The organism is Rhodanobacter sp. UC4437_H4, assembly GCF_052978425.1.
On record NZ_CM129673.1, the window covers coordinates 671,735 to 692,632 of the forward strand.

Annotated in this window: 19 protein-coding genes, 2 tRNA genes and 1 other RNA gene; 11 read left to right on the plus strand and 11 right to left on the minus strand. The window is 67.4% G+C overall.

Annotation, left to right across the window (positions count from 1 at the left end; genetic code table 11):
* Positions 1-4 precede the first annotated feature (4 nt).
* A complete protein-coding gene (gene hisS, locus ACVCL3_RS03330; RefSeq protein ID WP_447100432.1) occupies positions 5-1,384 on the minus strand; it encodes a histidine--tRNA ligase in 1,380 nt (459 codons plus the stop codon).
* Between the two features lie 188 nt (positions 1,385-1,572).
* On the opposite strand from hisS, the gene ACVCL3_RS03335 reads away from it, so the two are divergent.
* The 4 genes from ACVCL3_RS03335 to ACVCL3_RS03350 all read left to right on the plus strand — a co-directional run bounded on the left by ACVCL3_RS03335 (position 1,573) and on the right by ACVCL3_RS03350 (position 6,758).
* Positions 1,573-1,648, plus strand: a tRNA-Ala gene (locus ACVCL3_RS03335).
* 118 nt (positions 1,649-1,766) lie between these two features.
* The gene (locus tag ACVCL3_RS03340; protein ID WP_395118319.1) at positions 1,767-2,297 is read left to right on the plus strand and encodes an ECF-type sigma factor; all 531 of its coding nucleotides are present in this window, start codon (positions 1,767-1,769) and stop codon (positions 2,295-2,297) included.
* Positions 2,298-2,367: 70 nt separating this feature from the next.
* Complete coding sequence (locus ACVCL3_RS03345; protein ID WP_447100433.1) at positions 2,368-5,163, plus strand: protein kinase domain-containing protein; 2,796 nt, start codon at positions 2,368-2,370, stop codon at positions 5,161-5,163.
* Between the two features lie 155 nt (positions 5,164-5,318).
* The gene (locus ACVCL3_RS03350) at positions 5,319-6,758 is read left to right on the plus strand and encodes a c-type cytochrome (RefSeq protein WP_447100434.1); all 1,440 of its coding nucleotides are present in this window, start codon (positions 5,319-5,321) and stop codon (positions 6,756-6,758) included.
* A 15-nt stretch (positions 6,759-6,773) separates the two neighbouring features.
* Here ACVCL3_RS03350 and ACVCL3_RS03355 read toward each other — a convergent pair whose 3' ends face one another.
* Complete coding sequence (locus ACVCL3_RS03355; RefSeq protein WP_447107244.1) at positions 6,774-7,745, minus strand: alpha/beta hydrolase; 972 nt, start codon at positions 7,743-7,745, stop codon at positions 6,774-6,776.
* 239 nt (positions 7,746-7,984) lie between these two features.
* Positions 7,985-8,339, minus strand: a transfer-messenger RNA (tmRNA) gene (gene ssrA / locus ACVCL3_RS03360).
* Positions 8,340-8,606: 267 nt separating this feature from the next.
* Between ssrA and ACVCL3_RS03365 the strand changes: the two genes are divergently transcribed.
* Positions 8,607-8,930 carry a c-type cytochrome gene (locus ACVCL3_RS03365; RefSeq protein WP_395118311.1) on the plus strand — a complete coding sequence of 108 codons (324 nt, stop codon included), beginning with the start codon at positions 8,607-8,609 and terminating at the stop codon, positions 8,928-8,930.
* An 18-nt stretch (positions 8,931-8,948) separates the two neighbouring features.
* Positions 8,949-9,302 (plus strand): c-type cytochrome, encoded by a 354-nt coding sequence (locus tag ACVCL3_RS03370; protein ID WP_395118309.1) that lies wholly within the window; start codon positions 8,949-8,951, stop codon positions 9,300-9,302.
* Between the two features lie 73 nt (positions 9,303-9,375).
* Here ACVCL3_RS03370 and ACVCL3_RS03375 read toward each other — a convergent pair whose 3' ends face one another.
* Positions 9,376-9,984 carry an NfuA family Fe-S biogenesis protein gene (locus ACVCL3_RS03375; RefSeq protein WP_395118307.1) on the minus strand — a complete coding sequence of 203 codons (609 nt, stop codon included), beginning with the start codon at positions 9,982-9,984 and terminating at the stop codon, positions 9,376-9,378.
* A 167-nt stretch (positions 9,985-10,151) separates the two neighbouring features.
* Between ACVCL3_RS03375 and ACVCL3_RS03380 the strand changes: the two genes are divergently transcribed.
* Positions 10,152-10,493: a 4a-hydroxytetrahydrobiopterin dehydratase gene (locus tag ACVCL3_RS03380; RefSeq protein ID WP_395118305.1), complete on the plus strand. Its 342-nt coding sequence runs from the start codon at positions 10,152-10,154 to the stop codon at positions 10,491-10,493.
* Here ACVCL3_RS03380 and ACVCL3_RS03385 read toward each other — a convergent pair whose 3' ends face one another.
* The gene (locus ACVCL3_RS03385) at positions 10,494-11,399 is read right to left on the minus strand and encodes an RluA family pseudouridine synthase (RefSeq protein ID WP_447107255.1); all 906 of its coding nucleotides are present in this window, start codon (positions 11,397-11,399) and stop codon (positions 10,494-10,496) included. It lies immediately after the preceding gene.
* A gap of 431 nt (positions 11,400-11,830) precedes the next feature.
* Between ACVCL3_RS03385 and ACVCL3_RS03390 the strand changes: the two genes are divergently transcribed.
* Positions 11,831-15,058 carry an Rne/Rng family ribonuclease gene (locus ACVCL3_RS03390; protein ID WP_447100436.1) on the plus strand — a complete coding sequence of 1,076 codons (3,228 nt, stop codon included), beginning with the start codon at positions 11,831-11,833 and terminating at the stop codon, positions 15,056-15,058.
* 94 nt (positions 15,059-15,152) lie between these two features.
* Here the strand turns inward: ACVCL3_RS03390 and ACVCL3_RS03395 are convergent, their stop codons facing one another.
* From ACVCL3_RS03395 to tpiA, 5 genes are all read right to left on the minus strand, one after another.
* Complete coding sequence (locus ACVCL3_RS03395; protein WP_447100437.1) at positions 15,153-15,806, minus strand: response regulator; 654 nt, start codon at positions 15,804-15,806, stop codon at positions 15,153-15,155.
* A 110-nt stretch (positions 15,807-15,916) separates the two neighbouring features.
* On the minus strand, positions 15,917-16,177 hold the full coding sequence (locus tag ACVCL3_RS03400) for a hypothetical protein (RefSeq protein ID WP_447100438.1): 261 nt from the start codon (positions 16,175-16,177) through the stop codon (positions 15,917-15,919).
* A 247-nt stretch (positions 16,178-16,424) separates the two neighbouring features.
* Positions 16,425-16,509, minus strand: a tRNA-Leu gene (locus tag ACVCL3_RS03405).
* A gap of 12 nt (positions 16,510-16,521) precedes the next feature.
* Positions 16,522-16,986, minus strand: coding sequence for a preprotein translocase subunit SecG (gene secG, locus ACVCL3_RS03410; RefSeq protein ID WP_395118293.1), 465 nt, complete (start codon positions 16,984-16,986; stop codon positions 16,522-16,524).
* Between the two features lie 23 nt (positions 16,987-17,009).
* Positions 17,010-17,777 (minus strand): triose-phosphate isomerase, encoded by a 768-nt coding sequence (tpiA, locus tag ACVCL3_RS03415; protein WP_447099004.1) that lies wholly within the window; start codon positions 17,775-17,777, stop codon positions 17,010-17,012.
* A gap of 98 nt (positions 17,778-17,875) precedes the next feature.
* Here tpiA and ACVCL3_RS03420 point away from each other — a divergent pair, with 98 nt between their 5' ends.
* The 3 genes from ACVCL3_RS03420 (at position 17,876) to ACVCL3_RS03430 (ending at position 19,870) form a co-directional block, all read left to right on the plus strand.
* A complete protein-coding gene (locus ACVCL3_RS03420; RefSeq protein WP_447100439.1) occupies positions 17,876-18,688 on the plus strand; it encodes an SDR family NAD(P)-dependent oxidoreductase in 813 nt (270 codons plus the stop codon).
* 1 nt (position 18,689) lies between these two features.
* Entirely contained in the window at positions 18,690-19,361 is a 672-nt protein-coding gene (locus tag ACVCL3_RS03425; RefSeq protein WP_447100440.1) for a DUF6445 family protein, read from the plus strand.
* A gap of 95 nt (positions 19,362-19,456) precedes the next feature.
* Positions 19,457-19,870: a hypothetical protein gene (locus ACVCL3_RS03430; RefSeq protein ID WP_395118285.1), complete on the plus strand. Its 414-nt coding sequence runs from the start codon at positions 19,457-19,459 to the stop codon at positions 19,868-19,870.
* 45 nt (positions 19,871-19,915) lie between these two features.
* On the opposite strand, the gene ACVCL3_RS03435 is transcribed toward ACVCL3_RS03430, so the two are convergent.
* Entirely contained in the window at positions 19,916-20,851 is a 936-nt protein-coding gene (locus tag ACVCL3_RS03435) for an isopenicillin N synthase family dioxygenase (RefSeq protein ID WP_447100441.1), read from the minus strand.
* Between the last annotated feature and the right edge of the window lie 47 nt (positions 20,852-20,898).

Below are 20,898 nucleotides of genomic sequence, written 5' to 3' on the forward strand. Positions count from 1 at the left end.
GCCCTCACCCCATCGCCGCAGCCTGCTCCAGCTCCACCCGCAGCGTCTTGACCAGTTCGCCGCGCGCCACCTCGAACTGGTCCTCGCGGCGCAGGTCCTTCACCGTCACCACGCCGCGGGCGAGCTCGTCCTCGCCCAGCACCACCACGAAGCGGATGCCGGCGCGGTCGGCGTACTTGAACTGCTTGCCCAGCTTGCCGCCTTCCAGCACCACCTCGGTGGCGATGCCGGCGCCGCGCAGCTCGCCGGCCAGCGCGAGATAGGCCGGCAGCTGCGCCTCGTCCATCTGGGTCACCAGCACCTCGACGGTGCTCTTCGCCGTGTCGATCAGGCCGGCGTCGCGCAGCTGCCAGTAGAGCCGGGTCAGGCCGATCGAGATGCCGACGCCGGGCAGGTGCGACTTGGTGTACTGGCCGGCCAGGTTCTCGTAGCGGCCGCCGGAGCAGATCGAGCCGATCTGCGGGTGGTCGTTCAGCGTGGTCTCGTAGACGGTGCCGGTGTAGTAGTCGAGGCCGCGGGCGATCGACAGGTTCAGCGCGTAATGTGTTTCCGGCACGCCGAACGCGTGGATCAGACCGAGCACTTCCTTCAGCTCGTTGCGGCCCTGCTCCATCGCTTCCGGGCCGGCGCCCAGCGCATCGAGCTTGTCGAACGCGTCCTGCAGCGAGGTCGAGCGCACCTGCACGAAGGCGAGGATGCTGGTGGCAACCTCGGTGCTCAAGCCGAACGCTTCGCCGGTCAGCGTGTCGCGCACGTAGTCGGCGCCGCGCTTGTCCAGCTTGTCCACCTCGCGCAGCACCAGCATCTGCTGCTCGCCGTCGACGATGCCCAGGCTCTCGAAGTAGCCGCGCATCAGCTTGCGGTTGTTGAGCTGGATGGTGAACGGGCCGATCGCCAGTTCGCGGAACACGCTGTAGATCACCGCCGGGATCTCGGCGTCGTAGCGCACCGACAATGAGTCCTTGCCGATCACGTCGATGTCGCACTGGTAGAACTCGCGGAAGCGCCCGCGCTGCGCGCGTTCGCCGCGGTACACCTTCTGCATCTGGTAGCGGCGGAACGGGAAGCTGAGGTCGCGCTCGTGCTCGGCCACGTAACGCGCCAGCGGCACGGTGAGGTCGAAGCGCAGCGCCAGTTCGGGCATGCCCTCATCGGCCTTGCCCAGCGCCCCGGTGGACTGCACGAAGTACACCTGCCGCTCGGTCTCCCCGCCGCTCTTGGTCAGCAGCACGTCGGAGTATTCGATCACCGGCGTCTCGATGGCGAGAAAGCCGAAACGCTCGTAATTGCGACGGATCACGTCGAGCATGCGCTGGAACGCGATCTGGTCGAGCGGCAACAGCTCGAGCACGCCGGGCATGGTGCGGGCCGGGGTAAGCGCCATGGAATCCTCTGCTGACGATGGGACGGGTCGCCGTGCGAGCGACAGCGACGGCAGCCGTCAAGATTAGCAGAACGAGGCGATTTTCCCCCGCGTGCACGCGGGGGCCGCGACGCAGCCGGGGCCACCTTCCCGCCGCAACCAACACTTGGCGAACCGCCTCGCACGCTGCTAAGATGCGCCGCTCACGTGGGGCGGTAGCTCAGCTGGGAGAGCGTCGCGTTCGCAATGCGAAGGTCGTGGGTTCGATCCCCATCCGCTCCACCACGTCATGCAAGAGGCCGGATCGTCCGCAAGCGAGGGCGCCGGCCTTTTTCCTGTCCGGCCCGCACAGGCGTACCATCGGCCCCGACCAGCTCCGCGTCGGGGCGGTGCGCGCAAAAGCATGACGGGGACCGGATCATCCTTTGCCGAAGGTTCGACGGACGCCCTGTTCGCCGAGGTCTACGCGCGCCTCAAGGCGATGGCCGCCCGGCAACTGAATCGACGCCAGGGCGCCACGCTGGACACCACCGAGCTGGTGCACGAGCTGTACCTGCGCATCGGCCAGAACGAGGCACTGCACTTCGAACACCCGGCGCAGTTCTTCAGTTACGCCGCGCGTGCCATGCGCCACCTGCTGACCAACCGCGCCCGTGACCGGCTGCGCCTGCGCGCCGGCGGTCAATGGATGAAGGTCACCCTGGACGAGGACGATGTCCGGCTCGCGCTGGATACGGCCGCCCAGGCGCTGACGCTGGATGCCGCGCTGAACGCGCTGGAACAGACCGATGCGCGCGCCGCCCGAGTGGTGGAGCTGCACTATTTCGCCGGGCTGGGCCTGCAGCAGATCGCCGACACCCTCGGCCTGGCGCGGCGCACGATCGACCGCGACTGGCGCTTCGCCCGCGCCTTCCTCAAGGCGCACATGGACTGAGCCGGTCACGTCGCAATCGGGCGCGCAGCGGGGTTAAACGCAGGCAGGTCATTCGGCAAGGGCGCTCCACGTGGACTCCACACCGACATTGCGCGAGTTGTTCGAAACAGCGCTGCAGTTGAGCGGCGCCGCGCGCATGGACTGGCTGGCCGCGCACTGCCTCGACCCGCAACAGCGTGAAGAGATCGAACGCATGCTCAGCGCCGACACCGCCGACGACGACTGGCTGCCCGGCGACGCCGTCGACGCGGCGCGCGTGATCGGCGAGGCCGGTGTCGCCGCGGCGATGCCGCCGGGCAGCCGGATCAACGCGTTCGAACTGATCGAGGTGCTGGGCGAAGGCGGCTCCTCCACCGTATTCCGCGCCGCGCGCCAGGAAGCCGGCGTGCGCCAGGAGGTCGCCATCAAGCTGCTGGCGCGTGGCCTTTACACGCCGGCTGCGCGCGACCAGTTCCGGCGCGAGCGCGAGGCGCTGGCGCGGTTGCGCCATCCGGGCATCGCGCGGCTGATCGAGGGCGGCATCACCGAACAGGGGCTGGCCTATATCGTGCTGGAACTGGTCGATGGCGTGCCGATCACCGACTACGCGCGCGATCGCCGCCTGCCACTGCGCCCGCGCCTGCTGCTGTTCCTGAAGGTGTGCCGCGCGGTGGCCGCAGCACATCGCGCGCTGATCGTGCATCGAGACCTGAAGCCTTCCAACGTGCTGGTCACCACTGACGGCGAGGTGAAGCTGCTCGACTTCGGCATCGCCAAGCTGCTCGACGACCGCACCGATGACGCCACCCGCACCCAGCACCGCGCGCTCACGCCGGCCTATGCCGCGCCGGAGCAGTTCTCCCGCGAGCCAGTGACCACGGCCACGGATGTCTATGCGCTCGGCGTCCTGCTCGACGAACTGCTGTCGGGCCGGCGACGGACTGCCGGCGAGACCGGCCCGCCGTCCACGCGTTCGGACGCCGTCTCGCGCAGGAGCAACTCGCGCACCGCGCGAGCATGGCGGCGCCAGTTGCGTGGCGACCTCGACAACATCGTGCGGATGGCCACCGCCACCGACGCAGAGCGCCGCTATGCCTCGGCCGGCACGCTCGCGGACGACATCGAACGCCACCTCGATCACCTGCCGGTGCTGGCGCATCCGCCCTCGCCCTGGTATCGGGCCGGCAAGTTCATCGACCGCCATCGCGGCGGCGTGGCGATCATGACGGTGCTCGTGCTCGCCATGCTCGTCTCGCTCTCCACCGCGCTGTGGCAGGCGCACGTTGCGCGCCAGCAAGCCATCCGCGCGACCATGATGCGCGACTTCGTCGAGGACCTGTTCGCACCGATCCAGTACGGCGTTGCCCCCGCGAAACAGCCCAGCCTCGGCGAGCTGCTGGCGCGCGGCGTGGCAAAGCTCGACCACTCGCCGCAACTGGACGACGCCGGTCGCGTGGACCTGCTGGCGATGTTCTCGCGCCTGTACGAGAACCTCGGCGAACCCGCGCAGTCGCGCAGGCTCGCAGACCGGGCCGTTGCCCTGTCCGCGCGGGCGCTGGCGCCCACCGACATCGAGGCGATCCGCGCGCTCACCGCACGCGGTTACGCCGAGGTGCGCACGGAGGATTTCGCGGCCGGCGGCGCCGACCTGCGCCTGGCCCGCCGGCGCATGCGCGCGCAAGGCATCCATGGCGAGGACCTGATCCGCCTGCTCGGCCCGCTGGTCGCGGTCGAGAACAGCGAAGGGCATGCCGACGCCGCGCTGCAACTCTCCCGCGAAGCGCTGTCGGAGCGGATCGCCACCTGGGGACCGGACGACGCCCGCGTCGGCATCGGCTACAACGACGTCGCCTCCGCGCTGGAAGGCCTGGCGCGCTACGACGAGGCGATCCCGATGTGGCGCAAGACCCTGCAGTTCGAACTCGCGCATTTCGGCCCGTCCAGCAACGAGTCCACGCTGGCGCTGGCCGGCCTGGCCTCGTCCGAATATCGCGCCGGCGACTGGGCGCAGGCGCACCGGCATTTCACGCAGGCGCTGGCGCTGTACACGCGCCATGGCGGCCAGCCGCAACTCACCCAGGTGTACGCGGCGCAGAAGGCGTGCGTGCTGGAAGGGTTGCGCGCCGATCGTGCCGCTGCGCAGGCGCGTTGCCGCCAGGCGCAAGCATGGTCGGCGGACGGTTTCGGAGAAACCAGTGCGCTGCATGGCGATTCGCTCGAAGCCACCGCGTTCGGCCTGGAGGAAGCCGGCGATCTGGCCGGTGCGCGCGAATTGTTTGCCGCCGCGCGCCAACGCTACGGCGACAGCCCGGCCAATCGCATGCGGATCGGCCGCATCGACAGCGAACTGGCCGGCATCGACCTGCTGGAGGGCCATCCCGAACAGGCACGCACACTGCTGCCGGCGGCGATCGCCGGCCTGCGCACGCGTTCCTGGCCGATGCCTCCGCTGATCGCCGAGGCGCGCTTGCTGCTCGCCTGCACCGAGGCTCCCGGCGCGGGGTGTCCCGACGATCTCCAGGCCAGCGTCGATCGCGACGTGACTGCCGCCGCTTCGCGCCACGACCCGCAGCTGCTGTGGGTGCATACGCTGCGCGCCCGGGTCGAACTGCTGCGCGGCGAACCGGAGCTGGCCAGGACCGAGCTGGCCACCGCGATCGCCAACGCCGCCCGCGAATTGCCACCGGCCCATCCACGCCAGCTTGCCGCGCAGCTGTGGCTCGCCATTGCAACGGCGCGCACGGGCGATTGCGCCGCGGCATCGGCCAGGGCACGGGCGGCCAGCACGATCATCGAAGCGAACCGGCTTGCCGCCCATCCCGGGCTCACCGGCCCGCAGGCGATGCTGCGTCAACCCATCGCCACCTGCGTCGCCTTGCCGAACTGACGGGAAACCCGTCACCTCCTCGGCAACCCGCTGTCCACATGGTTCACGCGCCTGGTCTGGCGCATGTCGCAATTGCCGCCGCGTCGGTGTTCTGCGCAGTGTCCACCCGCGCAAGGGGCGCGCGTGCGCACGAGCTACCAGGGAGGTCGACCATCATGTTTCATCATCACGCGATCCATGCGGCCGCGCGGCAGCTGGCTGCCGTGGCTGCACTCTTGCTGCTCGCGTTTGCCGGCATGGCGTCGGCCCAGGACAGCCGACCGGCGCCGGCATCAGCAGACAACGCCGTCACCGCCGACCCGTCCGGCTGGCTGCAGACCAGCACGCCCAGCGGCCGCATCGACATCGACAACCCGTTCTTCGCCAGCCTCGGCAGCAACGGGCGCTCGTGCGACTCCTGCCATCGCCAGGCGGAGGGCTGGACGATCTCCGCCGCCGAGGTGCGTAAACGCTTCCGGCAGAGCAACGGCACCGACCCGATCTTCGCCCTGGTCGACGGCGCAGTTTCGCCGCTGGCGGACGTCTCCAGCGTCTACGCGCGGCGCATCGCCTACGCCATGCTGCTCAAGCGCGGCGTGCTGCGCATCGGCATGCCGATGCCGGCGCACGCCGAGTTCAGACTCACTGCCGTGGACGATCCCTACGGCTACGCCAGCGCGCGCGAGTTGTCGCTGTTCCGCCGCCCGCTGCCAGCCACCAATCTGATCTGGGACACCGCAGTGATGTGGGACGGACGCGAGACCTTTGCCCCGTTCAAGCCGCCGATGGATGCCGGCATCGACATCGGCGACATCGACGCCAGCCTGGCCTCGCAGGCGCGCGATGCCATCCTCGGCCACGAGCAGGCGGGCAGCGTGCCGGATGCCGCCGTCATCGACCGGATCGTCGAGTTCGAATCGCACCTGTTCACCGCGCAGTCGATCGACCGGCAGGCCGGGCGCCTCAACGACGACGGCGGCATGGGCGGGGCCAGCATCCTGGGCCAACAGCGCTTCTGGGTCGGCATCAACGACACTTTCGACAACGATCCCACCGGTGAACCGTTCGACCCGCGCGCCATGCGCCTGTTCGACAGTTGGAACGATCCGCGCGCGTCACTGAGCCGCGACCCGCGCGATCGCGCACGCGCCGCGATCGCCCGCGGCGAGCAGTTGTTCAACCACATGCCGATCGACATCAGCGGCGTGGCCGGCCTCAACGACGTCACCGGCGTGCCGGTCATCCACGGCAGCTGCAGCAGTTGCCACAACGCGCCGAACATCGGCAACCACTCGGTGGCATTGCCGGTAAATATCGGCATTGCCGACGCCAGCCGGCGCACGCCGGATCTGCCGCTGTACACGCTGACCCGCTACAGCACCAGCGAGGTGGTGCGCACCACCGACCCGGGCCTGGCCATGCTGACCGGCAAGTGGGCCGACATCGGCAAGTTCAAGGGACCGATCCTGCGCGGCCTGGCCGCCCGCGCGCCGTACTTCCACAACGGTTCGGCGGCGACGTTGATGGACGTGGTCGATTTCTACGACAGCCGCTTCAACATCGGCATGAGCGCCGGGCAGAAAAGCGATCTGGTGGCATTCCTTTCGGCGTTGTGAAAGCCGGCCGGCAACTCAGCGGCTCGACGTCGCGGGCTGCGCCGAGCCAAGTCGTTGTGCGACGGCGGGACTGAGGCCGCGCATGAAGCGTTCGACGGCATCGGTGTAATCCGAAGGCAAGCCGAGTTCGGCATTGATCCGCCCATGCGAGAGGCCTTCCTCCAGCACGCGAGCCTCTCCACCGAAAGACTTCGCCTTGCGCACGAAATCGTGCGCACGCGGGCAGGACTCCCGCCGCTCGCTGGAGCACACCGCCAGAAACGGCGCCATGCGGCCACGCATCTGCTGGTACGGCGATGCCGCCAGCCAATCGGCGGGCTGCGAACCGAAGGCATCGTCGTACAGGCGCGGGTGCCGGCCCTGCATGATCTGCACGACATCCAGCGCGGCGCTGTCCAGCGAGACCGTGCCCAGCCAGGGCTGCGCGCCCTGCTCGCGCGCCAGCGCCGGTTCGGCACTCAGCAGGGCCACCAGATGCGCGCCGGCCGAATGCCCCATCAGGATGAACGCGCGAGGATCGGCTCCCCAGCTCTGTGCCTTGCGTTGCGCCAGTGCCAGCGCGCGGGCCACATCCTGCGCCTGCTGCAGCGGCGTTGCATCCGGCAGCAACCGGTAGTTCGCCGAAATGACCACGAAGCCGCGCGGCAACCAGCGATCGACCTTGTTCTGGACCACGCCACGCGCCGCCTTGTCGCCACGCCGCCAACCGCCACCGTGCACCATGAAGATCACCGGTGCTGCGCTGGCATGCGCCGGCAGATACACATCGAAACGCTGGCGCGGATCGCTGCCGTAGGCCACGTCCTGCACCAACTGTGCGCCCGGCGGCAAGTTCACCGGCCCGCGCGATTCGTGCTGCACCGTTGCACCATGCCGCTGCAACAGCCGCTCGCGCAACGCACCGGATTGTGCCGTCGCCACCAACGGCAACAGCACCAGGCTCATCCATGCGAACGATTGGAACGCCAAACGAAAGTTGCGACCCATCATCCTCTCCCGGAAGCCACGAAGCCAAAACTCTCGCGCGCCACGCCGGCGCACGTCGCCCGCCTTCAACGGATCGCGAGCACCCGGGTTGACTCGCCGCACGCGGCACGGCCCCTCAGTCCCGTTCCCGGGCAGACGGGGCCGTCGCTGCAATCGGCATCCGGTGCGGGGCGGGCCAAGGACCAGTGCCCGCATACAAAAAACCCATCAGGCGAATCACTCGCCTGATGGGTTTGCATTGGTGGAGGTGGCGGGAGTCGAACCCGCGTCCGAAGGCGTTCAATGCCCGGATCTACATGCTTAGCTCACCGTTCGATCTCGTTTCGCGACAAGCACGGCAGGCAAAGCGCACCGCGAAACCAGCCTGATTGATCTTGCCTACGACCGCCAGGCGACAGTCTTCGGCGATCTCATGATAATGACCCTACACCGACGAGCATGAGCACAAGTGGGTTCGGGGCTTACGCCTTAAGCGGCGAGAGCGTAGTTGTCGTCGTTGGCAACTATGAGTTTGCTGCTGGATTAACGAGGAAAGCTGCCCCCTCGGCATGCACCAAGCCATCTCACTGCCCCCGTCGAAGCCAGAACACCCCCGGGGAAAATGGTGACTCGCACGAAGTATATGGGTCCGTCGCCGGCAACCGCAATCGAGGCTGGCGCCGTTCGCGCGATCCGTTCATGTCCGGCCGCGCGGTCTTGACGGGGACGCATCGGCAAGCGCCTTGCCGGGGGCCATTTCGAAGCGCGAACCTCGCTTCCATGGCAGGTCCGATTCGGCGGAGTGTTGTTCAGGCGCGAGGGCAACGTCTATACTTGCGCGGTTGCATCACCCAAGTCGCCGTACCAGTGGGAATGAACTCGATGACTCGATTGCACATGCTTGGCCTCGTTGCGGCCACGGCTCTTTTCGCTGCAACCAGCGCCCATGCCGAAGGCGACAAGGCCGCCGGTCGCAAGCTGGTGTACACCTGCGCCGGCTGCCATGGCGTGCCCGGCTACACCAATGCCTATCCGCAATACCCGGTGCCGAAGATCGCCGGCCAGAACGAGCAATACATCGTCAACGCGCTGCATGGCTACCAGAGTGGCGACCGCAAGCATCCGACCATGGATGCGCAGGCGCAGAGCCTGTCCGACACGGACATCCAGGACATTGCCGCCTATCTTTCCAGCCTCGCCAAGTAATCGCCAAGGATCTTCCGCATGAACCGTGTGCTTACCCTGATCTCCTTCGGCGCCGTGCTGGCATTCGCTTCCACCGCAGCGCTCGCCAACGGCAATGCCGCCAACGGCAAGACGAAGGCCGCCACCTGTTTCGCCTGCCACGGCACGGACGGCAACTCGGTCGATCCGCAATACCCGCGGCTGGCCGGCCAGTACAACCTTTATCTGCAGCAGGTCCTGCACGAGTACAAGAGCGGCCAGCGCGACAATCCGATCATGAAGGGCATGGTGGCCACGCTGTCCGACCAGGACATCGAAGACATCTCGGCCTACTTCTCCAGCCTGCCCGGCAAGCTGGACACGCTGAAAGGCCATATCGGCGGTGACAACTGAAGCTCGCCGACGTGGCAACAAGAGGCCCGCCATGCGGGCCTTTTTGTTGACTGCGGGATAGGCGGGCCCGGATTCAGGCCATCGCCGACTTGCCCTCGTGCCGGCTGTAGTACGGTTTCTCGCCGCCGGAGTGATCGGTGGCGTCGCGCACCGCGGTGACTTCGGGGACCTGCTCGCGCAAGGTCTTTTCCACACCTTGCTTCAAGGTGACATCGACCATGCCGCAGCCATGGCAGCCGCCGCCGAACTGCAGCACCACCGCGCCATCGGCATCGACTTCCAGCAAGGTCACCCGCCCGCCATGCGACGCCAGCCGCGGATTGATCTCCGCCTCGATCACGTAGCGCACGCGCTCGATCACGCCGGCATCCACGCCGGGCACGTGCCCCTTGATCTTCGGCGCGCGGATGTTGAGCTGGCCGCCGGTGGCGTTGGGCTCGAAGTCGATGCTGGCCTGGTCCAGCCAGCTGGCGCTGTCGCCATCGACATGGAACTCGAAACCGGCGCACTCGATCGTCCATTCGCCACCTGCCAGGTCGGCAGGCTCGCAGAACTCCAGCTCGCAATTGGCCGCCGGCGTGCCCGGCGCCGTGACCCGCAGGCGAATGCCCAGCCCCTCGATGCCTTGCTGGTCAAGCAGGCGCAGGAAGTGCTGCTGCGCCCGCGGGGAAATGTCGATCATGCCTGGCTCCGCTGTTCATGGACCGGGGGCGGCGAGCCCTCACCGGTGAATCAGCACCATTTTAGTCCAGTTTCGAGTCCAATGGCTGGCGTCGCCATGCGCTTTGACTTTTCGCTTGCCAGCTTCGACCCTTCCCTTCTCACTTCAAACCTGCATGGAGCCTTGCGATGAACGCCACCGAACTGTCGAACCAGCACTGCCAACCGCGCAAGGGCAAGCAGCACGCGCTCGCTGCCGAGGAAGCCGCCAAGCTCCTGCGCGCATTGCCGGGCTGGCAACTGCGCGAGGACGGCAAGGCCATCGTCAAGGATTTCAAGTTCGAGGATTTCCACCGCACCCTGGGCTTCATCAATGCCGTGGGCTTCATGGCCAACCACGAGGATCACCACCCGGACATCGAAGCAGGCTACGGCCATTGCCAGCTGTTGTGGTCGACCCACGACGTGGGCGGGCTGTCGATGAACGACTTCATCTGCGCCGCGCGGGTCGACGCCCTGCTGGCGCGGTGATCAGAAGTCGGTACGCGACTTCTCGCGGGTATAGACCAGCCGCTTGCCCTTGACGGCCAGCGTGTCGAGGAAATCCTTCAGGTCCGCCGGCAGCGGAGCCGAGAAACTGTAGGAGCGCCCATCCAGGTCGAAGCTCAGGTGGGCCGCATGCAGGAACATCCGGTGCAGCCCCATCTCGCGGTAGCGCTTGTTCATCTCGCGATCGCCGTACTTCGGGTCGCCAGCCAGCGGATGGCCGATGTGCGCTGCATGCACGCGAATCTGGTGGGTGCGGCCGGTTCCCAGGGTGGCCTGCATCAGGCGCGCGCTGGGGTACTGCTCCATTTCGCGGAAGAAGGTCAGCGACGGCTTGCCGCTCTCGGCCACCCGCACCATGCGCTCGCCGCCTTGCATGATCGACTTCAGCAGCGGCGCATTGACATCGAACCTGGCCTTGGCCGGGTGTCCCAGCATCAAACACAGGTACTGCTTGGTGACCTCGCCGGCCCGGATCGCCGCCTGCAGCCCGGTCAGCCCCGCCCGGGTACGGGCAAACACCAACACACCGCTGGTATCGCGGTCGAGCCGATGCACCAGTTCCAGGTGTTCCTGCGGACGCGCCGCGCGCAGCAGCTCGATCGCCCCATGGCTGATCCCGCTGCCGCCGTGGCTGGCCACGCCGGCCGGCTTGTCGATGACCAGGAAATGCTTGTCCTCGAAGATGACCGCCTCGGCGACCTCGGCCACCTGTCCCTCGGCCGGCCCCCGACCCTCGACCTTGTCGGCCATCCGCACCGGCGGGATACGCAGCGTATCACCGTCAGCGAGACGCGTATCGGGTTTGGCCCGTTTCCCGTTCACGCGCACCTGTCCGGTGCGCAACAGTCGGTAAATCATGCTCTTGGGTACGCCCTTGAGCAGGGTCACCAGGGCGTTGTCGATGCGCTGCCCGTCGCGCTCCGGGCCGATCTCGACTTGACGTACACCGTGAGGTGCGTCCCGGGAAGTTGCCGTCTGCATTGAAAAAAACCTGCTTAGATAGGATACTCGCCGGGCGCTGGTTTCCATCCGTCTGTTGCCTGGATCGGGTGGAGTGCCCGCCCGTGACGTCGGCGAGGATTGCGCCGGTTGCCCTTGGGGTAGCCGGTCGCGGCTCCCTTTCATCGTAACGGTTTGGGCTGGTGTTTGTCCGTTGCCATACGGCATTGCGACAGCAGGCGCAGCTGACCGAATCATCCCCGACACCGGCAACGGTGCCGTTTTTTTGCCGCTTAACCGCTGCGGCGCGATTCCCGGCAGGCCGCCATTCCAGGCGCCACCGTGGCTCGCGACGCGCGGCCAAGCCGAGGATAACCACCATGAAACGCATGTTGATCAACGCGACTCAGCGTGAAGAGTTGCGCGTGGCCATTGTCGATGGCCAGAACCTGTACGACCTGGACATCGAAATCCCTTCGCGGGAGCAGAAAAAGTCCAATATCTACAAGGGCCGAATCACCCGGGTCGAGGCTTCGCTCGAGGCCTGCTTCGTCGAGTACGGCGCCGAGCGCCACGGCTTCCTGCCGCTGAAGGAAATCTCCCGCGAGTACTTCACGCCGGGCCTCGACCACCACAAGTCGAGCATCCGCGAGCTGGTCAAGGAAGGCCAGGAAGTGGTCGTGCAGGTGGAGAAGGAAGAGCGCGGCAACAAGGGCGCTGCGCTGACCACCTTCATCAGCCTGGCCGGCCGCTACATGGTGCTGATGCCGAACAACCCGAAAGCCGGCGGCGTGTCGCGCCGGATCGAGGGCGAGGACCGGCAGGCGCTGAAGGAGGCGCTGGACCACGTCACCGTGCCGGATGACGTCGGCCTGATCGTGCGTACCGCCGGCCTGGGCCGCGACGCCGAAGAACTGCAGTGGGACCTGGACTACCTGCTGACCCTGTGGAAGTCGATCTCCGAGGCGGCCGGCAAGCAGAAGGCGCCATTCCTGATCTACCAGGAATCCAAGCTGTTCATCCGCGCCCTGCGCGACTACCTGCGCAGCGACATCGGCGAGATCCTGATCGACGACGAGCCGCTGTTCAACGACGCGCGCGAGTTCATGCAGCAGGTAATGCCGAACGCATTGCGCAAGCTCAAGCTGTACCAGGACGACACCCCGCTGTTCACCCGCTACCAGATCGAGACGCAGATCGAAAGCGCGTTCGACCGCCAGGTGCGGCTGCCGTCGGGCGGCTCGATCGTGATCGACCAGACCGAGGCGCTGACCGCCATCGACGTCAACTCGTCGAAGGCGACCAAGGGCAGCGACATCGAGGAGACCGCGTTCAACACCAACTGCGAGGCCGCGGTGGAAGTGGCGCGCCAGGCGCGCATCCGCGATGCCGGCGGCCTGATCGTGATCGACTTCATCGACATGGACAGTCCGCGCCACCAGCGCGAGGTGGAGGATCGCCTGAAGGAAGCGCTGAAGCTCGATCGCGCCCGCGTGCAGGTCGGCCGGATCTCGCGTTTCGGCCTGCTCGAGATGTCGCGCCAGCGGCTGCGCCCCAGCCTCGGCGAAGCCACCCAGATCACCTGCCCGCGTTGCGAAGGCCACGGCCATATCCGCGGCGTGGAATCGCTGTCGCTGTCGACCCTGCGCCTGATCGAGGAACACGCAATGAAGGACAACACCGGCCAGGTGCTGGTGCAGGCTCCTTCGAGCGTGGTCAATTTCCTGCTCAACGAAAAGCGCGCCAGCGTGGTGGAGATCGAACTGCGCCACAAGGTGCACGTGATGATCGTCGCCGACGAAAAGCTCCAGACCCCGCACATCGAGATCCAGCGCATCCGCGAAGCGGACATGGGCGAGCACAGCAAGCCCAGCTACGAAATGCTCACCGCCGTGACCGCCACGGACTTGCCGAAGATGGGCCAGACCCTGGGCAGCGGCGAGCAGCCCGCCGTGAGCGGCATCGTGCCGGGCAGCCCTGCCCCGGTGCGCGAGGAAGTGCCGGCCCCGGTGGCGGCAACGCAGCCGGCGCCGCGACGCCCGATGCCTGCCCCGCGTGCTGCCGTCGCCGCTCCGACCGGCGGCCTTCTCTCGCGCCTGTTCGGCTGGTTCCGCAATGCCGAAGCCGCCGCGCCCACGCCCGCCCCGGCACCGACCAGCAGCGCACGCAATCGCCGCGAGGAGAACGGTCCGCGCAACGCCACGCGCGGCACGAATGGCACGCAGGCATCATCCGCCCGCCAGCCGCGCCGCGACTCGCCATCGCCGCAAAGCCAGAAGTCCGGCGCCCAGCAGCAAGCGCGCAACAATCGCCAACGCACCAACGAAGCGGCGTCGCGTTCGCCCGCTCAGCCGCAGAGTCAGAGCGCGCGTGCCGAGCGGCCGGCCAGGCCCGCGCCGGCCGTCGAGTCCGCCGCCGCGTCACGCCCCGAACGCGCACCGCAACAGCCGCGTCCGGAGCGGGCGCCGCGCCCCGAGCGTGCCGAGCGCGCGCCCATCGAGGCAACGGATGAGGCTGCCAAGGCCGCAGCCCTGCTCGCCGCCGGTGCCGCCGAAGTGGTTCCGACGGCGCCGGGCGAGAACGAGAATCCGACCGACTCGGCAGCCGAGGGTGATGCCGGCACGTCGCGTCGCCGCCGCGGCCGCCGTGGCGGCCGTCGCCGTCGCCGTCATGACGACACGACCGCCGTCGACGGTTCGCTGGATTCGACGCAAGCCGAAGCGCTGGACGACGAGGACCGCGACGAGCCCGGCAAGGCGCCGGCTACCGCCGACACCGTGACCGCCGCTGCGCGCCGCACGCCACGTCCCGCCGCGACGCCGGATGCGCTGGCCGCAGCATCGAAGGAGACGGAGTCGCACCACGCTCCGGCCCCTGCCGGCATCTCCGCCGTGACCGCACCTTCGTCGTCTGCACCGACGAGCGCGCGGGAACCGGCAACCGACAAGATCCTCTCGGCGACCGGCACCGTGCCTTCCGACAAGTCCATGGACAAGCCGGCTGTTGCCTTGCCCGCCGCCAGCTTCATCCTGCCGACGCTGCCGCCGATCCCCGATTCCGCTGCGCCATCGACCGATGCCGAACCGGCGCCGGTCCAGGCCACCCTGTCCGCTGCCGCGACGCCACCGCGCAGTACCGATACCCAGGTTCGGGTCGAGTCGCCGCTGCCGCGCCATGCTGATCGCGTCGCTGGTGATGCGACGTCCCTCCGCCCGGAACCGGCGGTGGCCCAGACGGGGGCATCCAGCCTGCCCGCCGGCCCGCGGCCGACCGAATCGCCGGTTCGCGTGGCAATCGCTGCGGCACCGGTGGCCGCGCCATTGGCAACTCCGACGCCGACCACCCCAGCGGCCGACACTGCCGACACCGTTCGGCCGACCACCGCGCCGGCGGCGCCTGTCGTCACGCCTGCCGCGACACCGCTTGAGCCATCGACGGGCCCGACGACCCACGCGCAGGCACCGGTCGCCGCATCGTTGCCCAAGCAGGGCGACCTGCTCGCCTCATCCGGCAACGCGACGCCTCACGTCCAGGCAAGCGAAGCCGACAAACCGCGAGCGGAGCCGCGGCCGGAGGACGGTCGTTCGAGTGGTGAATCGCACGGCTGATTCAGCCTGGTGTCGAAACGAAAAAACCGGACGCGAGTCCGGTTTTTTTTGTGCCCGGAATCCGGTACCGGCGGTCAGCCGGACCGAACCGCGCTCAATTGCCGACGTGATGGCTGGGCGTGTCGATCAGGCCATGCACGGTCATCAGATGCGCAAGGCTGAGCACATGATCCACCTGCAACTTCTCCATCAGGCGCTGCTTGTAGGTGGAGACGGTTTTCGGGCTCAGGTTGAGCTGCTCGCCGATGATCGTGAGCGGCTTGCCGCGCACCAGCATCATGGCCACTTCCAGCTCCCGGCTGGAGAGCGCATCGAACGGCGAGACGCTGCCGTCGAGCGTGGCCAACGCAAGTTGCTGAGCCACCGCCGGGGCCAGGTAGCGGCGCCCGCCAGCCACCTGTCGCACGGCCGCCACCAGCTCGTCCGCGTTGCAACCCTTGGTCAGGTAACCCAGCGCGCCGGCATCGAGCAGGCGCTTGGGGAAACGCGCGTCGTCGACCACGGTCACGATGACGATGTGGGTCGACAGCTTGGATCGGTTCACCCGTTCGGTGAGCTCGATCCCGCTCATCCCGGGCATGTGCACGTCCACCAGGGCGATGTCCGGCGACAGGTTGCGAATCAGGCGCAAGCCTTCTTCCGCACTGCCCGCCTCGCCGCTGACCTCGATGTCCGGCTGCTGTTTCAGGATCATCCGAAAGCCGGTGCGCACCAGCTCATGATCGTCCACCAGGACCACACTGATCACGTGACGCCCTCCTTGGTTGGGTTGTTTGAAAGTAGGCCGGCCGCCACCCCATTGCAAGCGGCCGGCACAGATTCTTGCACTGAACTGCACCGACCGCGCGCGCCCGCCAATCAGGCCCCTGTGCAGCGGGTGTCGAGGGCCGGATGCATCCCCTGACCGTCGACCGCCTTCGCGAAACGGGCCAGCACGACATGCCCGCGCGCACCCGCCATCTCGACGCGGACCGGCTGGCGCGAACGCCGGTGTTCGTCACGCGCAACGGTTCGCGCCAGTTCGATCGCCTGCCGCAGCGGCAACTGGCTGAACAGTGCGGCATCGTGCCGACACACGCTCCAGCCGTATCCCGAGCAGCGCAGCGAAATCGTCAGCATGCAGCCATCCCCTTGCATGACGCCGGACATCAGCCCCCAACCCTCATCCCCGCAAACGCAGGCAGGATGGCACGCCAGATCGCTGCCGATATGTCGGTGCAATCCTACGGAAGCTGTGCGGAAACTCGCCGTGCACATGCCTGGAACGATCGAGATGCAAGCGCCATGGCCCACGCAGCCATCGAACGAAAAAGCCGCCTTGCGGCGGCTGTTCGCGATCCTGGCCGCAGATGGCCAAGGTCAGGGTTGGTGCCCAAGGGGGGACTCGAACCCCCACGCCTTTCGGCGCTACCACCTCAAGGTAGTGCGTCTACCAGTTCCGCCACCTGGGCAGGTGTGTTGCTTCAGTGCTTTGTTGGCTCCGACGGCTTTGCCGGCGGCACGTCGCCCTGGCTCTGGGCCGGCGCTGCGTTCGTGGCGGCGGGCGTCGCTGCCGGAACGGCCTTGCCGGCGGCCGGCGTGGCCGCGGGTACTTCCGAACCGTTGGTTGCGGCCGGCGGTGTCGCCGCTGCGGGTGCAGGCTGTTCCGTCGAACCGGCCATCACGCCCAGGCCGCCGCCGGCGGGCTGTGGCGCGCCGTTGGCATGCAGGTAAATGCCCATGCCGAGGCTGAGCAGGAAGAACAGCCCGGCCAGCACGCCGGTGGCGCGGGTCAGGAAGGTCGACGAACCCCGCGCGCCGAACACCGTAGCCGACGCGCCGCCGCCGAAACCGGAACCGGCATCCGCGCCTGCACCGTTCTGCAGCAGGATCAGCACGATCATGGCCGCAGCGATCAGGATGTAAAACACGCTGAAAATGACGAACATAGGTTTGTATTCGAGCCTGTGTACTAGCTGCCCTGGGGCGCCTGGTGTGCGGCGGTGCAGATGGCCAGGAAGTCCGCAGCAGTCAATGAGGCACCGCCGATCAGGCCACCGTCCACGTCCGCCTGCGCGAACAACTCGGCGGCATTCGCCGCCTTGACGCTACCGCCGTAAAGCAGTCGGGTCAGACGGGAAAGTGTAGCATCTTCGGTTTCCAGTTGGCTACGAATGAACGCATGCACCTGCTGCGCCTGTTCCGGCGTGGCGGTACGGCCGGTGCCGATCGCCCAGACCGGCTCGTAGGCGATCACCGCGGTGTCGAAACTGGCGATGCCCGAGCTGCGCAGCACGGCCTGCAGCTGGGCGGCGATCACGCTTTCGGTGGCATCGGCTTCGCGCTGCTGCAGGGTTTCGCCCACGCACAGGATCGGCGTGAGGCCCGCCGCGCGTGCAGCGGCGAACTTGCGCGCCACCAGCTCGTTGTCCTCATGGTGGTACTGCCGGCGCTCCGAATGGCCCACCAGCACCCAGCGCGCGCCGACATCCGCCAGCATCGCGCCGGACACTTCGCCGGTGAACGCGCCCTGCCCTTCGTGCTCGCTCAGATCCTGCGCGCCAAAGCCGATGCCGCTGTCACGGTGCTGCGCGGCCAGTTCGGCCAGGTAGGGAAAAGGCGGGAACACGTTCACGTCGATCGACGCCGGCTTGGCGGCAGCAAGCTCGTCGACGAGCGCGGCGGCCATCGTGCGACTGCCGTGCATCTTCCAGTTGCCAGCGACCAGTTTCTTGCGCATGGTGTGCTTCCGTAGCCGTCAAAACGGCAAGCTTAGCCAGCGCCCGCGACATCGGCAAACCGGCCGGTCACGCGCGGCGGCACTCACAGGGAACACCGATGACACCTGCTCGCCCGCTCAGCCTGGTTACTGGCGCCTCTTCCGGCATCGGTGCGGCGTTCGCCCGCCAGCTTGCCGCACGGGGCCATGACCTGGTGGTCACCGCGCGCCGTACCGAGCGCCTGCAGGAGCTGGCGACAGAACTGCACGCGACGCACTCGACCACGGTCACGGTGCTGTCTTGCGACCTGGCCGAGCCGACGGCGGTGGTGGACCTTTGCCATGCCATGGAGCAACGCGCCCTGCGGGTGGACTGGCTGGTCAACAACGCCGGCTACGGCGTGCCCGGCAGGTTCGACGCCAATGACTGGCCGGTGCATGCCGATTTCCTGCGCGTGCTGCTCACCGCGCCCACCGAGCTGGCCTGGCGATTGCTCCCCGGCATGCGCCAGCGCGGATACGGTCGCATCATCAACGTGGCCTCGCTGGCCGGGCATGTTCCGGCGCCGGCCGGCCACACCTTGTATGCGGCGAGCAAGGCTTACCTGATCAAGTTCTCGCAGGCGCTGGCACTGGAAAACAGCGCGTGCGGCGTCCATGTCAGCGCGCTGTGCCCGGGCTTCACCTGGTCGGAGTTCCACGACGTCACCGGCACGCGCGCAAAAATGGACAAGCTGCCCGGCTACATGTGGCTGACCGCCGACGAGGTCGTGCGCCGGGGCATTGCCGCGGTGGAGCGTGGCGACGCGGTCTACATCCCGGGCCGGATCAACCGTTTCATCAAGACGGCGCTGCAGCTGATGCCGGACCGATTGGCACTGCGGCTGTCGGCACGGCAAGGCACGCGTTATCGCGACACGGAAACCCACTGACATGTCGCTGATGCCGACGCAGATGCGTCCGCTCCCCTATCGCAAACCACAACAAGGCCGCGATTACTGGGTGGTGGACGATGTCCTGGCGAATGCCGGTGAAGTGCGCGAACGCTGCCTGGCCCGCACCGACTGGGAACTCGGCTACCCGCACACGGGTGAAGTCTGGCCCGGCATGCGGGCCATGCCCGCCTTGCTCGATGGGGAACTGGCGGCACTGGATGCGCGAGTCTGCGCACTGACCGGTGCGGCCAGGGTCTGGGTCGAGCAGAGCGAAGCCGGCACCCGGCTCAACCACAATTGCGTGCAGGTCGTCGGCTCGGTCGAAGGCTCGGTGAAGCCGCACACCGATTCCTCGCACCTGTGTCGCTACGCCGCCGTGCTCTACCTCAACCCGGACGTGCCGGACCACTGCGGCACCAGTTTCTTCCGCCAACGCATGCCCGGCGGCCAGCTCGGGGGCAACATCGTGCTGGCGCCGCATCGCAACCTGGCCGAGGCCCTGGGCAACCGTTTCGTGCGCCCGGATGCGTTCGTCGAAGACGTGCGCGTGGCGCACCGCTGGAACCGGCTGCTGGTCTACAAGGCCAACCTGATCCACAGCGCCAGCGCGTACTGGGGACTGGAGATGGCGGCCAAGCGCATGACCGCCGTGTTCTTCTGGATGGCGTAATCCTTCGGAATCAGCTTGCCGCGGACCGCCTGCGTTCGTCGGCTATGATCCTGCGGCGCATGTCCGCGCGCTTGCACCACACAGGGGAAATTCTCATGGATCGACTGTTGAAAAGGACGGTACTCGTGCTTCTGGCCACGCTGGCGCTCGTTGCCTGTACTTCGGCGCCGCTGAAGCCCGCCGCACCGATCGCCGTGCCGGCCGGGGTCAGCCAGGCGCAGGTCAAGACCAGCATCATCAATGCTCTCGAAGGTCGCGGCTGGACCCTGGACAATCTTGCCGACGGCGACATCCTCAGCACGCTGCACATTCGCGAACATACCGCCACCATCCGCATCACCTACGACGCCGCGGCGGTGAACCTCACCTACCTGCGCAGCACCAACCTGAACTATCGCGAGAAGGGCGCTCAGCGCAGCATCCATCGCAACTACAACGGCTGGATCGACTACCTGGAACAGGACATCCGCCGCAACCTGCAGAACACCCACGCGCTGGAAAACCAGTAGCAACGGCATCGCGGGGCGCCCGACGGGGCGCCCCGCATCCCGGCCCTAGATCAGCTTGATCTCGCGCAATCGCTGCAGCAGGTATTCGTGCGAGCTGATCGAGGTGTCGTAGCGACGCGGGTTGTCCGGCGTGATGCAGGAATCGAGCGGATCGAGCATCACGTCCGGGTTCGGGTGCAGGAAGAACGGCACCGAGTAGCGCGGCTTGCGCGCGTTCTCGTTCGGCGGGTTGACCACGCGATGAGTGGTCGACGGATACACGTGGTTGGAGAGGCGCTGCAGCATGTCGCCGATGTTCACCACGATCGCGTCGCCCTCGGTGGTGATCGGCAGCCACTCGCCCTCGCGGGTGAGCACTTCGAGCCCTTCGGCGCTGGCGCCGACCAGCAGAGTGATGAAGTTGATGTCCTCGTGCGCACCGGCGCGCACGTTCGGCACATTCTCGTCGGTGATCGGCGGGTAATGGATCGGCCGCAGGATCGAGTTGCCGACGTCGGTCTTGTCCTCGAAAAAGTTCTCCGGCTGCCTGATGTGCAGCGCCAGCGCGCGCAGCACGCGCGTGCCGAGCTGGTCGAGCGCCTCGTACAGGCCGTAACCGTAGCGCTTGAAGTCGGGCACCTCGGCCGGCCAGAGGTTCGGCGGCATCAGCTCGGCAAACTTCGAATCGCGCGGGATCTCGCGGCCGATATGCCAGAACTCCTTGAGGTCGGCGTACTGGCTGTCCTTGGCCGTCTCGACCTTGAAGGGCGTGTAGCCGCGCGCACCGCCGCTGCCCGGCACGTGGTACTTCATCTTGGTTTCGGTGGGCAGCGCGAAGAAACGCCGGAACACGTCGTAGGAGCCGTCGATCAGCTCGCGTGCAATGCCGTGGCCGCTGATGCAGCAGAAACCGAATTCGCGGTAGGCAGCACCGATTTCCGCGACGAAGGCGTCGCGGTCGCTGTCGTAACGGCGGATGTCGAGGGTGGGAACGTGCTTCATGGGTGAACGTCCATTGGAGGGTCGTGCGGTCGATTGATCCGCCACCG

Bases quoted from the DNA above. Each gene is read 5' to 3' on its own strand.
- ACVCL3_RS03375 (WP_395118307.1), bottom strand. From the start codon at position 9,984: ATGATCGACATTTCCCCGCGGGCGCAGCAGCACTTCCTGCGCCTGCTT.
- ACVCL3_RS03370 (WP_395118309.1), top strand. From the start codon at position 8,949: ATGAACCGTGTGCTTACCCTGATCTCCTTCGGCGCCGTGCTGGCATTC.
- hisS (WP_447100432.1), bottom strand. From the start codon at position 1,384: ATGGCGCTTACCCCGGCCCGCACCATGCCCGGCGTGCTCGAGCTGTTG.
- ACVCL3_RS03435 (WP_447100441.1), bottom strand. From the start codon at position 20,851: ATGAAGCACGTTCCCACCCTCGACATCCGCCGTTACGACAGCGACCGC.
- ACVCL3_RS03365 (WP_395118311.1), top strand. From the start codon at position 8,607: ATGACTCGATTGCACATGCTTGGCCTCGTTGCGGCCACGGCTCTTTTC.
- ACVCL3_RS03350 (WP_447100434.1), top strand. From the start codon at position 5,319: ATGTTTCATCATCACGCGATCCATGCGGCCGCGCGGCAGCTGGCTGCC.
- secG (WP_395118293.1), bottom strand. From the start codon at position 16,986: ATGTTCGTCATTTTCAGCGTGTTTTACATCCTGATCGCTGCGGCCATG.
- ACVCL3_RS03355 (WP_447107244.1), bottom strand. From the start codon at position 7,745: ATGGGTCGCAACTTTCGTTTGGCGTTCCAATCGTTCGCATGGATGAGC.
- ACVCL3_RS03425 (WP_447100440.1), top strand. From the start codon at position 18,690: ATGTCGCTGATGCCGACGCAGATGCGTCCGCTCCCCTATCGCAAACCA.
- tpiA (WP_447099004.1), bottom strand. From the start codon at position 17,777: ATGCGCAAGAAACTGGTCGCTGGCAACTGGAAGATGCACGGCAGTCGC.
- ACVCL3_RS03390 (WP_447100436.1), top strand. From the start codon at position 11,831: ATGAAACGCATGTTGATCAACGCGACTCAGCGTGAAGAGTTGCGCGTG.
- ACVCL3_RS03380 (WP_395118305.1), top strand. From the start codon at position 10,152: ATGAACGCCACCGAACTGTCGAACCAGCACTGCCAACCGCGCAAGGGC.
- ACVCL3_RS03420 (WP_447100439.1), top strand. From the start codon at position 17,876: ATGACACCTGCTCGCCCGCTCAGCCTGGTTACTGGCGCCTCTTCCGGC.
- ACVCL3_RS03430 (WP_395118285.1), top strand. From the start codon at position 19,457: ATGGATCGACTGTTGAAAAGGACGGTACTCGTGCTTCTGGCCACGCTG.
- ACVCL3_RS03400 (WP_447100438.1), bottom strand. From the start codon at position 16,177: ATGCTGACGATTTCGCTGCGCTGCTCGGGATACGGCTGGAGCGTGTGT.
- ACVCL3_RS03340 (WP_395118319.1), top strand. From the start codon at position 1,767: ATGACGGGGACCGGATCATCCTTTGCCGAAGGTTCGACGGACGCCCTG.